This is a genomic window from Aeromonas sp. (genome assembly GCF_050633025.1).
Classification (GTDB): domain Bacteria; phylum Pseudomonadota; class Gammaproteobacteria; order Enterobacterales; family Aeromonadaceae; genus Aeromonas.
Genome location: NZ_JBODRQ010000093.1, coordinates 1 through 14,175, shown reverse-complemented (window position 1 = coordinate 14,175; position 14,175 = coordinate 1). Strand labels below are relative to the sequence as shown.

The 14,175-nt window shown below is 58.7% G+C and carries 10 protein-coding genes and 2 pseudogenes; 6 read left to right on the top strand and 6 right to left on the bottom strand.

What is annotated here, in order from left to right:
- Nucleotides 1-427 precede the first annotated feature (427 nt).
- Nucleotides 428-556, top strand: a pseudogene (locus ACRAUW_RS12790) (IS110 family transposase); the annotation flags it as partial.
- Between the two features lie 526 nt (nt 557-1,082).
- Here ACRAUW_RS12790 and rnr read toward each other — a convergent pair.
- Complete coding sequence (gene rnr / locus ACRAUW_RS12785) at nt 1,083-3,476, bottom strand: ribonuclease R (RefSeq protein WP_431362575.1); 2,394 nt, start codon at nt 3,474-3,476, stop codon at nt 1,083-1,085.
- A gap of 134 nt (nt 3,477-3,610) precedes the next feature.
- Between rnr and ACRAUW_RS12780 the strand changes: the two genes are divergently transcribed.
- Nucleotides 3,611-4,633, top strand: a complete 1,023-nt coding sequence (locus ACRAUW_RS12780) for a GGDEF domain-containing protein (protein ID WP_431362574.1) — start codon at nt 3,611-3,613, stop codon at nt 4,631-4,633.
- Between the two features lie 121 nt (nt 4,634-4,754).
- Here the strand turns inward: ACRAUW_RS12780 and ompA are convergent, their stop codons facing one another.
- Nucleotides 4,755-5,795 carry a porin OmpA gene (gene ompA, locus ACRAUW_RS12775; RefSeq protein ID WP_431362573.1) on the bottom strand — a complete coding sequence of 347 codons (1,041 nt, stop codon included), beginning with the start codon at nt 5,793-5,795 and terminating at the stop codon, nt 4,755-4,757.
- Nucleotides 5,796-6,060: 265 nt separating this feature from the next.
- Nucleotides 6,061-7,098 carry an SGNH/GDSL hydrolase family protein gene (locus ACRAUW_RS12770; RefSeq protein WP_431362572.1) on the bottom strand — a complete coding sequence of 346 codons (1,038 nt, stop codon included), beginning with the start codon at nt 7,096-7,098 and terminating at the stop codon, nt 6,061-6,063.
- Nucleotides 7,099-7,462: 364 nt separating this feature from the next.
- On the opposite strand from ACRAUW_RS12770, the gene ACRAUW_RS12765 reads away from it, so the two are divergent.
- Nucleotides 7,463-7,849, top strand: coding sequence for a YgiW/YdeI family stress tolerance OB fold protein (locus tag ACRAUW_RS12765; RefSeq protein WP_005335826.1), 387 nt, complete (start codon nt 7,463-7,465; stop codon nt 7,847-7,849).
- A gap of 85 nt (nt 7,850-7,934) precedes the next feature.
- On the opposite strand, the gene mltC is transcribed toward ACRAUW_RS12765, so the two are convergent.
- From mltC to mutY, 3 genes are all read right to left on the bottom strand, one after another.
- A complete protein-coding gene (gene mltC, locus ACRAUW_RS12760) occupies nt 7,935-9,038 on the bottom strand; it encodes a membrane-bound lytic murein transglycosylase MltC (protein ID WP_431362571.1) in 1,104 nt (367 codons plus the stop codon).
- 117 nt (nt 9,039-9,155) lie between these two features.
- A complete protein-coding gene (locus tag ACRAUW_RS12755; protein ID WP_005335828.1) occupies nt 9,156-9,428 on the bottom strand; it encodes an oxidative damage protection protein in 273 nt (90 codons plus the stop codon).
- A gap of 8 nt (nt 9,429-9,436) precedes the next feature.
- The gene (gene mutY / locus ACRAUW_RS12750; protein WP_431362570.1) at nt 9,437-10,489 is read right to left on the bottom strand and encodes an A/G-specific adenine glycosylase; all 1,053 of its coding nucleotides are present in this window, start codon (nt 10,487-10,489) and stop codon (nt 9,437-9,439) included.
- 237 nt (nt 10,490-10,726) lie between these two features.
- On the opposite strand from mutY, the gene ACRAUW_RS12745 reads away from it, so the two are divergent.
- From ACRAUW_RS12745 to ACRAUW_RS12735, 3 genes and pseudogenes are all read left to right on the top strand, one after another.
- On the top strand, nt 10,727-11,965 hold the full coding sequence (locus ACRAUW_RS12745) for a multifunctional CCA addition/repair protein (protein ID WP_058059706.1): 1,239 nt from the start codon (nt 10,727-10,729) through the stop codon (nt 11,963-11,965).
- A gap of 482 nt (nt 11,966-12,447) precedes the next feature.
- Complete coding sequence (locus ACRAUW_RS12740; protein ID WP_431362569.1) at nt 12,448-13,677, top strand: DEAD/DEAH box helicase; 1,230 nt, start codon at nt 12,448-12,450, stop codon at nt 13,675-13,677.
- 149 nt (nt 13,678-13,826) lie between these two features.
- Nucleotides 13,827-14,175, top strand: a pseudogene (locus ACRAUW_RS12735) (substrate-binding periplasmic protein); the annotation flags it as partial.

Below are 14,175 nucleotides of genomic sequence, written 5' to 3'. Positions count from 1 at the left end.
ATAGCCTGGTGGATTACTATCCGGTCGCAGTAGTGGGGAGGGACGCTGCTTTATTTGACGTGCCAGTTCTGGCTGGCGGCTGGCAAGATCCGCAGTGGGCGGGGTTTGGATTTGGACTGGAGGGAGAGTTAAATTCAGGGGTTGGTTGAGTTTGGCTTTCATTATCTACTCCAATATTGTGGTCAGGCGGATGGCCAGCCCCCACCCACCACCGAGAGGTGGCGTTAGCCTCGCTGGCGGCGTGATGAGGAGAGCTCTTGGATGGCGCCAGATTGATGATGGCGTCATTAGAGCAAATCACCGCTAGCGGCACTGTTAATAGTGGCTCTCATTTTTTAGTTTTTCGGTTCCGTGCCCGTGAGATAGCCCGCCGCGCTCCGCACAAACATAGGGACCAATCCCGATATGCCATTTCGGCTCTTGCTGCTGGTTGAGGATGGCACGGCGCAACCCTAACGTGGCGGCGGTAGCGCAAGCCAACAAGACGGCTAGAATCATCAGGGCATTGCTGGCACACGACAGAAAATATGATGCCCACTATGGCATGGCCGCATGAAAAACAGGTTTGGCAATGTAAGGGCTGATTGACAATCCTATGACCAAAAATTGGTAAGGAAGCACCGATTGCACAGGCAATCATGAAGTGATGGCGAGACAGGTCAGACCGTGGCTGGTAAAGCCCGAGGGAAACAAAGTACTTCCAAGTACGTGGCGTTGATAGCGGAGCCAGCCAGCGAATTCCATCAGGGATAGAGGCAGTAGCCTCGATCAAAATCCGGATCTATGGCTGCAATCTCCACCTGACTCACTTTCATGGAGCCTGCAAATCGAGTCGCAATCCCGTAGGGAGTATGCCCCTCACCACAGGCACGAAGCTTGGCCGATCTCCGCCTAAGGGCTGACCCCCCACTTCGCTGACCATAAAAAATCCGAACCCCGGTAACAGGGTTCGGATTTTTTTCATCTCAATCGTCGCAGGCTTTTGCAGTGATAACCCGGACTCTAACGCAGATACCTGGGGGGCCATCAGCCCGTTACAGCCTATCCCCGGGTCGCCAGACCCAGGCCATAGGCCGAAGGGCTTACCCCTTGGCCTTGTCGCGCGCTTTTTTGCCCGGTCGTCTGTTGCTGGGTTTGGCACGGCCCCCCTTGGCGGGTTTGCCGTGATCCTTGCCATCTTTTTCTTTGCGCTTTTCGTGGCGCTGGGCGCTCTTGGCCTTCTCTTTCTTGATCTCGGCCATCTTGCGAACCGCCTGCTTGGCGTTCTTGCCGGTGACCTTGAGCGGCTCTTCCACCATCACGAAGTCGATCTTGCGATCGTCCAGATTGACGCCCATCACCCTGACGCGCACCTTGTCGCCCAGACGGTAGCGACGGCGGAAATTCTCGCCGATCAGCTGCTGATGCAGCGGGTCGAACTGGTAGTAGTCGTTGGTGAGGGTGCTGACGTGCACCAGACCGTCGATGTGGATCTCGGCCAGACGCACGAAGAAGCCAAAGCCGGTGACGCTGGCGATAACGCCATCAAACTCGTCACCCACATGATCCTGCATGTACTCGCACTTGAGCCAGTCGGCTACGTCGCGAGTCGCATCATCAGCACGGCGCTCGGTCATGGAGCAGTGCTCGCCCATCGGGTCCACTTCTTCCAGCTGATAGTGATAACCACCGCTCGGGGTCCACTTGTGGCGCAGGTTGGCCTGCTGCTCCTTGGCCGCCTGATATTTGATAGCGCGGTGCAGGATGAGGTCTGGGTAGCGACGGATCGGCGAGGTGAAGTGGGCGTAGGATTTCAGGGCCAGACCGAAGTGACCGATGTTGTCGGCCTGATAGATGGCCTGACGCATGGAGCGCAGCAGCATGGTGGAGAGCAGCTCCGCATCCGGGCGCCCTTCAAACTTGGCAGCCAGCTCGGCGAAATCCTTCGGCTCGGGCTCGAGACCGCCCTTGAGCTCCAGACCCAGTTCGGCCAGGAAGTCACGGAAACCGGTCAGACGCTCCTCGCCCGGACGGTCGTGCACCCGGAACAGGGCGGCGGCTTCGTTCTTCTCGATGTAGCGGGCAGCAGCCACGTTCGCCTGGATCATGCACTCTTCGATGATCTTGTGGGCGTCGTTGCGCACCAGCGGCACGATGCGGTCGATCTTGCGCTGGGCGTTGAAGATGAAGCGGGTCTCCTCGCTCTCGAACTCCACCGCGCCGCGCTGATGACGAGCCTGTTTGAGCGCCTTGTAGAGGTTGTTGAGCTCCTCGATATGGCCCACCAGCGGGTCATACTGCTGGCGCAGCTTGGGATCCCCGTCGAGGATCGCCGCCACCTTGGTGTAGGTGAGACGGGCGTGAGAGTTCATTACCGCTTCGTAGAACTTGTAGCCAGACATGCGGCCAGCGGCGGAGATGGTCATCTCGCACACCATGCAGAGACGGTCAACTTGCGGGTTCAGGGAACACAGGCCGTTGGAGAGCACCTCCGGCAGCATGGGCACCACGAACTCGGGGAAGTAGACGGAGTTGCCGCGCTGATAGGCTTCGGCATCCAGCGCCGTGCCCGGCTTCACATAGGCGGAGACGTCAGCAATGGCAACCCACAGACGCCAGCCGCCACCACGTTTGGCTTCACAGAAGACGGCGTCATCGAAGTCGCGGGCATCTTCCCCGTCGATGGTCACCAGCGGCAGGGCACGCAGGTCGATGCGGCCCTCTTTGGCCGTCGAAGGCACCTGCTCGCCGAGACCGGCAACCTCTTTGGTCACCTCTTCCGGCCAGGTATGCGGAATGCCGTGGGTGCGCAGGGCGATTTCGATCTCCATACCGGGCGCCATGTTCTCACCCAGCACCTCCAGCACGGTACCGACCGCGTTGAAGCGGCCAGTGGCGCGCTGGTTGATGCGCACGACTACGACCTGGCTCTGGCGAGCCCCTTTGTTTTCCCCTTCCGGGATGATGATGTCCTGACCGATGCGGCTGTCGTCAGGCACGAGGAAACCGACGCCGTTCTCGACGAAGTAACGGCCGACGATATCCGCCTCACGGGATTTGAGCAGACGCACCAGACGCGCCTCCTGGCGTCCCTTGCGATCGATTTCGGTCGGCTGCACCAGCGCATAGTCGCCGTGCATCAGACGCTGCATTTCACGGTTGTTGAGGAACAGATCCGGGCCACCACCCTCTGGACGCAGGAAACCGAAGCCATCCTTGTGGCCGAGTACGTAGCCTTTCACCAGATTCAGGCGATCCGGCAGGGCATAACACTGGTTGCGCGTGAAGACCAGCTGTCCATCGCGCTCCATGGCACGCAGACGGCGACGCAGGGCTTCCAGTGGCTCTTCATCGGTCAGCTTGAGTACTTTTGCCAGCTCTTCCCGGGACATGGGCTTTTCGTGGCCCTTGATGAGGTCGAGGATCAGCTCGCGACTGGCGATGGGATTCTCGTATTTTTCGGCCTCGCGTTCGAGGAAAGGATCTTTTTGAGACATAAGCAGGCCTTAGGGTAGGTGGTAACGGTGCCATTATATCGGAGGGGGGGGCGAATGGCATCCATCGGCTGCCTTTTGGCCTGTCTCTCTGTCATACTATCCTCAGTTCGCTAGCATGCTGAGACACTGAACTCATGAGTAAGGACACCTTTGCCCAATCTGCCGCCTATCTCAAACAGGCGGTTCCCCTGATGATCAAGTACCAGATCCCTACGACGCCGGACAATTACCACCTGTGGTACAACTATGTCTCGGCCAGTATGCCCGAGCTCAACCAGGCGATTGACCAGGCCGTCAAACTGCAGGGCACCTGCTCCCTCACTACCTGCGAACGGCTCTACCACCAATATCTGGCGGCGCAGGACGAGAAGCAGGTAGAGGCAATGAAACTGAGCCTCGCGGCCATGGCCAACGAGCTCGGCCACTCCATGCAGGACGCCCTCTCCGATACCGGCATGTTTCAGGAGATGCTCGACAAGAGTTTTGACAAGCTCAGCCGCATCGATGACGAGGGTTTTAGTCTGGAAGACACCATGGGGATCCTGCGGGAGCTGGTACGCGAGTCACGGGATGTGCGCATGTCCACCATGCACTTTCGCAACCAGCTCAGCAATGCCGAGAAGGAGATCAAGGAGCTGCGGGCTGCGCTCAACGAGACCCGCAAACTGGCCAACGAAGATGCCCTCACCAGCCTGCTCAACCGCCGCGCCTTCGACCTGGAGGTGGAAGGGTTGATCCGCAGCCAGCATCCCTTCTCGCTGATCCTCGCCGATATCGACCGCTTCAAGAACTTCAACGATGAGTATGGGCACCTGCTCGGCGATCAGGTGCTGCGCGCCTTCAGCAAACGGCTTCGTGATGCCTGCAAGGAAGGGGTCACCGCCTATCGGCTGGGCGGGGAGGAGTTCGCCATGCTAGTCCCCCATCGCTCGCTGGCGCTGGCCAGACAGATGGCAGAGAGCATGCGCCGCGCCATCGAGCGGATGTCGATTCTGGATCGCAAGTCGGGTCGGCGCATCGATCACATCACCGCCTCTTTCGGAGTGGGCGAGTTCAACGGTCAGGAGAGCGCAGACTGTCTGGTCGAACGTACCGACAAGCTGCTCTACAAGGCCAAGGAGCTGGGGCGCAACCGGGTGATGCCGCTCCCCTCCTGAGCCCCGTTCAATAGAAAGATTTACCTCAATAGAAAAGCCAGTCAGATCACTGACTGGCTTTTCTGCATCCCTTCCCGGTGCCGCCAAGGTTCCCGGAACCTGGGCGGCGCCAGTCAGACGATTACTGCTGGGCCTCTGCGACCCCTTCTACTTTCACTTCGACACGGCGATCCGGAGCTAGGCAGACGATCAACTCGCGCTTGGACTTGCTGACGCAGCTGTCACCAGTAACCGGTGAGGATTTACCACGTCCTTCCACATTGATCTTGGCGGCCGGGATCCCTTTACCAACCAGATAGTTGGCAACGGTCTTGGCACGCTGCTCGGAGAGTTTCTGGTTGTAGGCATCGGAACCGATACGGTCGGTGTGACCAATCACGGTTGCCACGCCATCCTTGGGTCGAGCCTCTTCAATCTGGCTATAGAGGCTATCCAGCGCCTGAGTGGCCTGCGGCTTCAGGGTCGCCTTGTTGAAGTCAAACAGCACATCGGAGCTCAGGGTGAACTGCTTCTCAACCATCACAGGTGCAGGAGCAGGTTCCGGAGCCGGGGCTGGTACGGCAACCACAGGTGCAACCTGGCCGAAGCGATAGACAGCGCCCAGCGAGAGCAGGCCGTTGTCCATACGCAAACCGGTGTCGTCACGGCTGCCATAGGGGGTAGTATATTGATATTCGAGGCGGGCGGCCCAGTCGCGGTTGAAGACATACTCGGCACCGAGTGCGCTGACAACGTTGAACCGACCATCTCCCCCTTTCAGATCGCTGTTCGCGGCCGCATAACCACCACCGATACGGCCATACAGGTCGAGGCTATCAGTGACAGGGAAGCCCAGCTTCAATGATAAATGAATAAGTTGGGCCTGAACTTCATCTTGAAACGCTGCGCCCGTGGCTGAACGGGCATCATATTTGTACTTACCCAGATAATCGTAGCCATATTCGATGCCCAGGTTCTTGTTAAGCTGATAGCCGGCAAATACACCAGCCCCAAGAGCATCATTGGTCTCATTACCGAGGGTAAAGCTGTTGCTTTCATCAATGCCATAGAAGTTGGACCAACCCAGTTTGGCACCGCCATACCAGGTGTTGTCCTGACCTGCAGCCTGAGCATTGGCCGCCAGCAAGCCGGTAACCAGCAAGGTAATCAATGTTTTTTTCATGTTTGAGCCTCTGCAACTTTATGTAGGAGGAGGTTGATTGATATCACCTATTCTTATAGGTGCAACCACCCAAAAGCGAGCGTTGCATACCAACATTAGCCTATTTTCAAGTCACTGATATCAATTAACAAAACTCACTTTAACGCAACTGCATTACAAAAACAGCAACAAACGTCTGTTATTTCAACTGCATTTGACGCAAAAAGCAGTGTCGATAGGGCCCAGTATGGAATAAGGGCCAGCAACATGCTGGCCCAACGCAGTATCAATGACGAACAAACTCGTAGTTCTGATTGATAAAGTCAGCCACGCGCTGACTCAGTGCCTTGTGTACGATTTTGGTAGGATGCACCTGATCCCAGAACATATGCTCATCACAGTTGAGGGCTGCGGCGCTGCGCATCGCCTGCGGGCTCATCACTGCCTGCGCAAGGATCGGGTTACCGGCGACAGCCATCTTCTCGGAGAAGCTCAAGTCAGGGGCTGCAGCAACTTCAACATTGCTGTCGGAGAACGGCTTCCACATATAGCCACCGTCATAACAGGCGTGCTCGGTATCGCTCAGACCAAACTTCTGCGGGTCTTGCACCATCTCGTTGAACTGCTTGTCCACCTCGAACAGCTTCACGATGCCAAGGGGGGCCAGCTCACGAGTGAGGTTCTGCAGTCGCTGGTTGTGATAGCTGGCGACATTACGCACCTTCTCCACCACCCCCATGCTACGGGCGGACGGGGCTTGCCCCAGATCCGGAATGTTGAACAGCAGGATCTGCTTAGCACCGTTGAGCACCAAGCGGTTAGATGTCAACCGGATGGTATCGATCACCAGATCCGCATCCTCCTTCCTGTTCCAGCCATAAGCCAGATAGTCGTTGGCCCCGACCCAAATCACCACCAGATCATCGGGACGGAACTTGTCCTTTTTCAGGAACTGATCGATCTCGTAATTGAGGTTGTTGATCACCTGATATTTGGGATGCCAGGCAGAGAGACTGCCCCAGCCCTTCAAAGCCCCTCGCTGGTTATAGGCCACCGCCGTTGCCCCGCCTTCTGCCTCGTTGACCACAGCCAGGCCGGGGAAGTGTTCACTACTCAGCTGCTCCAACCACACCGGGCCGTTGCTGAAGCGCCCCTTGAAGTAGGGTGGGCTGGAGGGGAGATATCCCCGCATCTTCTTGTACATCTTGCCGGTGTCGGAGAGGCTGTCACCAAACATCACGACCCTCGAAAACGGCTGGCGTCCCTCTGCCGCTTGCACTGTCAGTGCCATTAACCCCAATAAACAAACAAGCCATTTTTTCATATTGTTATGCTCTTTGATTAAGCAGGTGAGACCTGCGGACTTCTCCTCGAGTGGCAGCAAACATGAAAAGAGTCTGCTGCCACTGACTTCTGGTGAATGCGGCAGATTACAGTTCCGGATGACATCACGCATCTCCTGCCTTCAAGCAAATCGCTTGCGCTCACAAATAGGCGTCATTAAGCACCCATTTAAACTCCGTTCTGGTATGACCACTGTCAAAAAACTACCCTTTTTTTTATGAATCAGCCGTTTTTTGCAAAAAAATTTGCGGTTAATCACTTTTTCGCAAATAAAGAAGATCTTTTCACACTTGTTTCACGCCCTCCCCGGCACAATGCCCTCATACCAATGACAGGAGTATGAAATGAACAAGGCAAGCGCAAGCGTAATCGGACTGTTGACCCTGATGTCTGTCTCCTCTTTTGCCATGGCGGCCTATACCGGCCCGCAAGAGCAGAACAAGGTTTCCGTTGCTCAACTGAAAGATCTGGCCGATGACAGCTGGGCCACCCTGGAAGGGAAACTGGTCAAGCACCTGGGCGGCGAGAACTATCTGTTCCGCGACGCCAGCGGTGAAGTGGAGGTCGAAGTAGATCAGGATGTGTGGCGTGGCACCGAAGTGGGCCCGGATGATCAGATCCGCATCCGTGGTGAAGTGGACCACAGCTGGAACAAGACCGAAGTGGAAGTGAAAACCCTGGAGAAAGTGGGCGCGGCCCCGCAGACCAAAGGCGGCTTTATCGCCAAATAAGGCCACTTCAACGACGAACTGGCCAGACGTTATAAGGGCGCTTGATATCAAACGCCCTTTTGCATGGTTAACGCAGCGTCACCGCTTAACCGGCCCGACTGGCAAAGGATCTCTTGAACCCCTTCTCGGCCTGATTGACCTTGTAGAGGTAACGGCGCGCCTCCTCTTTGGGATGTTGCTCGGTCAACACCTGATAGACCGCCTCGGGGGAGAGCCGGTTGATCCGGCCTGGCGCCGCCTTGCGATCGCTGGAGAAGGTATTGAGCACCCCGCCTGCACCACCGTTATAGGCGGAGATCACCGCATAACGACGGGAGCGCGGATCCTCGATATCCGCCAGATAGACGGTCTGCAACAGGTGCAGATAGGCGGTACCGACATCGATGTTGTAGGCCGGATTGAACAGCTCCTCCCGCGTCGGCTGGCCGTTCTTGCCCTTGACCCGCACATAGACGTCACGACCGGCAGTGGCCGGGATCACCTGCATCAGGCCATAAGCGTTGGCATGGCTCACCGCATAGGGGTTGAAACTGCTCTCGGTCTTGATCACCGCATAGATCAGGCTCTCCGGCACGCCGTATTTACGCGACGCATCCCGGATGATCCCCGCATACTTGTAGCCCCGTCGATCTTCATGGTTGGCCACCATGGGAATATCGACGAAGAAGATGGTGCGAATACCCAGGGTACGCTTCTTCATCGCCGTGTTGAGCAGGTAATCGGCATAACGCTCGGCGCGCCAGGAGGCTCGGATTGGCTGGCGCTGATTGTCCAGCACCTGACCGTAGAGGAAGGGCTCGCCGCCGGTCAGAATTTCCCGGTCGGAGTAAAGATCCACTTCGGCCGGATCGTCCGGCGTCAGCAGGGTCTCGATGATGGCGCGACGCAGGTGAGCGCGGGGATCGATGCCTGATACCGTCTCCACCATGATATGGCCACTGGAGAAGTCGATGTGGGCCCGGCTCTTGTACTGATCCGTGTATTTGACGTAGTCAAACTTGCCCGCAAACAGCGCCTCCCGCCCCCATATCTCGTTCACGTTATGGGAGAGCGCGCTGATCATGTGTTCAAAACCGCGGATGTCCTTGCCGTTGACCAGATCGTCATCCTCACTCCCGCTGGGCTTGGGGGAGGATGAGCAGGCAGAGAGAAACAGCAGGGTGCACAGCAGCCAAAAAATTCGGCCCATAGGATCCTCAAACCGGGCAGCATAGCTGCCCATCATTCATTTGCTGCGACTTCAGGAGCGGTCACGCCAGTGTGGCGCCATTCCCGCACCTGTTCACACGTACAACAGCCGGAGAGCTTATTGGGCAGGCGGGGTGTAACCTTCGATCTGCACTTCACCTGCATCAAACAGGTAGCTGACCATCTCTTTTTCCAGCAGTTGGCGATGCTCAAGATTCATCATGTTGAGCTTTTTCTCGTTGATCAGCATCACCTGCTTCTTCTGCCACTCGGCCCAGGCTTCCTTGCTGATGTTGTCAAAAATCCGCTTGCCGAGCTCACCGGGATAGAGTTGGAAATCCAGACCCGGGCCCTCTTTTTTCAGGCGTTGGCAAAATACAGTACGGCTCATGTTGACCTCTATGGTTGTAACTCTGGATAGGCGAGCAGACGGGCCGTGGCGGCCGCCAGCCCCACCTCGGCAGGATGGCGTAAGTTATACCAGAGTCGGTTATCTGCTTCCATGAGCCGCAGCGGCTGCGCCTCATCAATGTCAATCAGCAACGGCTGAATATCGAGATGGAAGTGGCTGAAGGTATGGCGAAAACCGGTCAGTTCACTATAACCGTGATGGCTCAGGCCAAGGGATGCCAGCAGACCATCCACCTCCGCCAGCGAAGCCACCTGCGGGAAGCAGTAGAGCCCGCCCCAGATCCCCTGTGGCGGCCGCTTCTCCAGCAGCAACTCATCGCCATGGCGGATCAGCAGCATGATGCCATCGCGAGCCGGAATGCTCTTCTTGGGCTTGCTGTTGGGATAAGCGGTAGGCTTGCCTTGCGACAGCCCCTGGCAATCGGCCCGCACAGGACAGCGATCACAGGCAGGCTTGCTGCGAGTGCAGATCGTCGCCCCGATATCCATCATCGCCTGATTGTATTGCGCCACGCCCAGCTTGGGAGTCAACCGGATGGCGATCTCCCACAGCTCGTTCTCCACCTGTTTTTGGCCGGGCCAGCCCGGCAACGCCAGCCAGCGGGTGAGTACCCGCTTCACGTTGCCATCAAGGATGGCGTGGGGCTGACCCAGAGAGAGCGACAGCACGGCCCCAGCGGTTGAGCGGCCAATGCCGGGCAGCGCCATCACCTCGTCAAAGCGCTCGGGAAAGAGGCCGTGGTGATGATCGCGGATCTGCTGGGCCGCCTTGTGCAGGTTGCGGGCCCGGGCGTAGTAGCCAAGCCCGGTCCAGTGGTGCAGCACCTCGTCAACAGGGGCATCGGCCAGCGCCACCACATCGGGGAAGCGCGCCATAAAACGCTGATAATAGGGGATGACTGTAGCGACCTGAGTCTGCTGCAGCATGATCTCCGAGACCCAGACCCGGTAAGGGGTCTTCTCCTGCTGCCAGGGCAGGGTTTTGCGGCCATGAAGCTCATACCACTCCAGAACCCGGCTTGCGAAGGTTGATTGATTCACGTTGTTCTCATGTCGTTGATATATGGGGAACTCTGCGGTTCCTTCGGCTCATCTGGCCTGCACGGGCATAAAGTCATCCCGCAGCACAGCGCCAGCTGTCTGGTGCGGCAGCGTAAGGCCTCGTCACGCCCAAGTCAAAGCCGCGCTGACAGGCGCTGCGGGCAGGTGGTGGTCAGGCAGCAAAGCGGTAACAAAGACGATATACTCGGCCCCACGATTGATGACGGGAGAGACGGTTTGCAGACTTATCTGGTTGGGGGCGCAGTGCGGGATCGCCTGCTGGGATTGCCGCAGGGCGACAGGGATCATCTGGTGGTCGGTGCCACCGTGGAGCAGATGCTGGCGCTGGGTTTTACCCAGGTCGGTCGCGACTTTCCCGTGTTTCTTCACCCCAAAACCCAGCAGGAGTATGCCCTCGCCCGTACCGAACGCAAACAGGGTCAGGGCTACACCGGTTTTGTCTGCCACGCCGCCCCCGATGTGACGCTGGAGCAGGATCTGCTGCGCCGGGATCTCACCATCAACGCCATCGCCGAAGATGATCAGGGCCAGCTCCACGATCCCTACGGTGGCATCGAGGATTTGGAAAAGCGGCTGCTGCGCCACGTCTCCCCCGCCTTTGCTGAAGATCCGCTGCGCATCCTGCGGGTCGCCCGCTTCGCCGCCCGCTTCCACGCTCAGGGCTTTACCATAGCGCCGGAAACTCTCGCCCTGATGAGCGAGATGACGGCCGCTGGCGAGCTGGCCCACCTCACGCCGGAGCGAGTCTGGAAGGAGCTGGAGAAGGTGCTGCTGGGGCCAACCCCGCAGATCTTTATCGAGGTGCTGCGCCAGTGCGGCGCCCTGAAGGCGCTGTTCCCAGAGATTGATGCGCTGTTTGGCGTCCCCGCCCCGGCCAAGTGGCACCCGGAGATCGACACCGGCATCCACACCCTGATGGTGCTGGAGCAGGCGTGCCGGATCTCCCCGGAATTGACCGTCCGCTTTGCCGCCCTCTGCCACGACCTTGGCAAGGGAGTAACCCCCAAGGAGTTCTGGCCAAGCCATCACGGTCACGGCCAGAAAGGGCTGCCGCTTATTCGCGCTCTGTGCGAGCGGTTCCGGGTACCCAATGAGTGCCGGGATCTGGCGCTGCTGGTGAGCGATCTGCACACCCACATCCATATCGCCTTTGAGCTCAAGCCCGCCACCCTGCTCAAGGTGTTCGACAAGGCTGATGCCTGGCGCCGCCCCGAGCGCTTTGCCCAGTTACTGGATGCCTGCCGCGCCGACTTCCATGGCCGTACCGGTTTCGAGGAGCGGGTCTACGCCGAGCCGGACTATGTGGCCGAAGCGCTAGCCGCGGCCCAAGCGGTGCCGGTGAAAGAGATAGTGGCAGCCGGTTTCAAAGGGGAAGAGATCAAGGAGCAGCTCGCCAAAAAGCGGACCGATGCCATCAGCCGCATCAAGGATGAGTGGACCTTTATCGAGGAGTAACCGTTCCCCCGCACAAGAACAGACGGCCGTACTGGCAAGGCTCCCGCAGGAGAGCTCACCAGTACGGCCGTTTTGTCATTTAGCAGAGTTCAGACTGGCGGTTTACGCCGGGCCGATGCGCTCCAGCAAGCTCATATGGGATGAGCCATCGTGGCGCTTCAGGTTCTGCTGATATGCCAATTGCTGTAAATGATATGTGTCACTTTGCCAACACTGTCGATGCTGAGACAGCGGGCCAGCATCCGTGAGGTGGCGGATTACGGGTGATCCCGGTGCCGCATTGCCAGCAATCACCTCGCCATGGGCACATCATATCGGGGCAGAGGCCATCGATGACGTGCATCAGAACGACGAAGGGGCGGATCTTGTCGCTCTTGCTCATCCCCGCCAGCACTCCCCGCTCCGCTCATCATGGATAGAGTTTTACTTCTCGGCCCCTGCTCACTAGACTTCGCCTCCCACTTCTTTGTTGACGTAGCGCCATGACCTTTCGCGAACTTGCCCTTCATCCCGCTCTGCTTGCCTCTTTGCCCGCCACCTTGCAGACGCCTACCCGCATCCAGCAGTTGGCGATTCCGGCGGTGCTGGCGGGGCAGGATCTGCTGGCACTGGCCCAGACCGGCAGCGGCAAGACGCTGGCGTTTGGCTTGCCGCTGCTGCAACGGCTGGATCCCGCCTCTAGACAGGTGCAGGGTCTGGTGCTGGTGCCAACCCGCGAGCTGGCAACTCAGATCACTGCCGCGCTAAAAGAGGGCGCCGAGGCGCTGGGGCTGCGCATCGTGACGCTGTGTGGGGGCGTTGCGCAGGAGCGGCAACAGGCCGAACTGGCGCAGGGGCCACAACTGCTGGTCGCCACGCCGGGGCGGTTGCGGGATCTGCTGACCCAACAGTTGCTGGGGCTGGATGGTTTGCAACTCTTGGTGCTGGATGAGGCGGATCGCCTGCTGGAGATGGGCTTTGCTCCTGACATCAAGGCGCTGCTCGGCTTTATTCCGGCGGATCGCCAGACCCTGCTCTTCTCCGCCACCTTGCCTGCCGAGCTGGAGACGCTAGCCAACGGCCTGCTGCGCGAGCCTACCCGTATCGAGGCCACCCCCCTCAACAGCGTGGTGAACGAGATCGAAGAGCGACTCTATCTGGTCAACAAGAGCAGCAAGGTCCCGGCGCTCATCAGCTTGCTCAAGGAGCAGGCGTGGCCGCAGGTGCTGGTCTTTATCAGTGCACGGGATGATGCCGACGGGGTCGCCAGAAAGCTTGCCAAGGCGGGCATTACGGTGGCCGCTCTCCATGGCGAGAAGGAGCAGGCGGTGCGCGAGCAGGCGCTCAATGATTTCAAGGAGGGTCGGGTGCGGGTGCTGGTGGCCACCGACCTGATGGCGCGCGGCATCCATGTGGAGGCGCTGCCGCTGGTGATCAATCTGGATCTGCCCGCCAGCGCCCCTGTCTATGTACACCGCATCGGCCGTACCGCCCGGGCTGGCCGTGAGGGGCTGGCCATCTCGCTGGTCTGTCATGGCGAGAGTGACATGCTGCAAGCCATCCGCACCCTGACCGGCCGTGAGCTGCCGCTGGGTGATCTGGCGGGATTCCCGGTCACTGACCAGCCTGCCAGTGGGGAGGGCAAGCGCCCCCCTCGTGACAAGCAGGCCAATCGCCGCACTCAGGCCAAACGCAGCGTCAAGCAGTTCAAGGGCAAGACGCCGCGCAACTGAGGAGTCAATGCACCGACTGGACAACGTTGCAGGAAAGGTGGACCCATATGACAATGCTCCAGCCACTCAATTGCAAGACTGCACGGTAACCGCTTGCCGAATTCTAGGACGCCGCCTCCTATACTCAGTAACAGAGTCAGGAGATCGTGATGATGAAGCATTATTGGTGGTTGATCTGTTGTTGGTGTGGCTGGTTGTCTGCTGCCCCCTTGTCGCTGGTGACGGGGGAGTTTTCACCCTATTCCGGCGCCCGTTTGCCGGATGGAGGGGAGAGCACCCGACTGGTGACGACCCTGTTTCGGGAGGCAGGGCAGCGTGACCTGAGCGTGGCTTATATGCCCTGGAGCCGTGGTTATCAGTTGACGCTGCAAGGGGATGCCGCCGCGACCTACCCTTATGCCTGGACGGCGGAACGGGCCAAGCTGTTCTACTACAGTGCGCCAATCCATATCGATCGCCTCTCCTGGTTTACCTTCAAGGGGAGTGATGCGGTGGTGG

Coding starts and splice junctions, on each gene's coding strand:
- rnr (WP_431362575.1), bottom strand. CDS start 3,476: ATGTCTCAAAAAGATCCTTTCCTCGAACGCGAGGCCGAAAAATACGAG.
- ACRAUW_RS12780 (WP_431362574.1), top strand. CDS start 3,611: ATGAGTAAGGACACCTTTGCCCAATCTGCCGCCTATCTCAAACAGGCG.
- ompA (WP_431362573.1), bottom strand. CDS start 5,795: ATGAAAAAAACATTGATTACCTTGCTGGTTACCGGCTTGCTGGCGGCC.
- ACRAUW_RS12770 (WP_431362572.1), bottom strand. CDS start 7,098: ATGAAAAAATGGCTTGTTTGTTTATTGGGGTTAATGGCACTGACAGTG.
- ACRAUW_RS12765 (WP_005335826.1), top strand. CDS start 7,463: ATGAACAAGGCAAGCGCAAGCGTAATCGGACTGTTGACCCTGATGTCT.
- mltC (WP_431362571.1), bottom strand. CDS start 9,038: ATGGGCCGAATTTTTTGGCTGCTGTGCACCCTGCTGTTTCTCTCTGCC.
- ACRAUW_RS12755 (WP_005335828.1), bottom strand. CDS start 9,428: ATGAGCCGTACTGTATTTTGCCAACGCCTGAAAAAAGAGGGCCCGGGT.
- ACRAUW_RS12740 (WP_431362569.1), top strand. CDS start 12,448: ATGACCTTTCGCGAACTTGCCCTTCATCCCGCTCTGCTTGCCTCTTTG.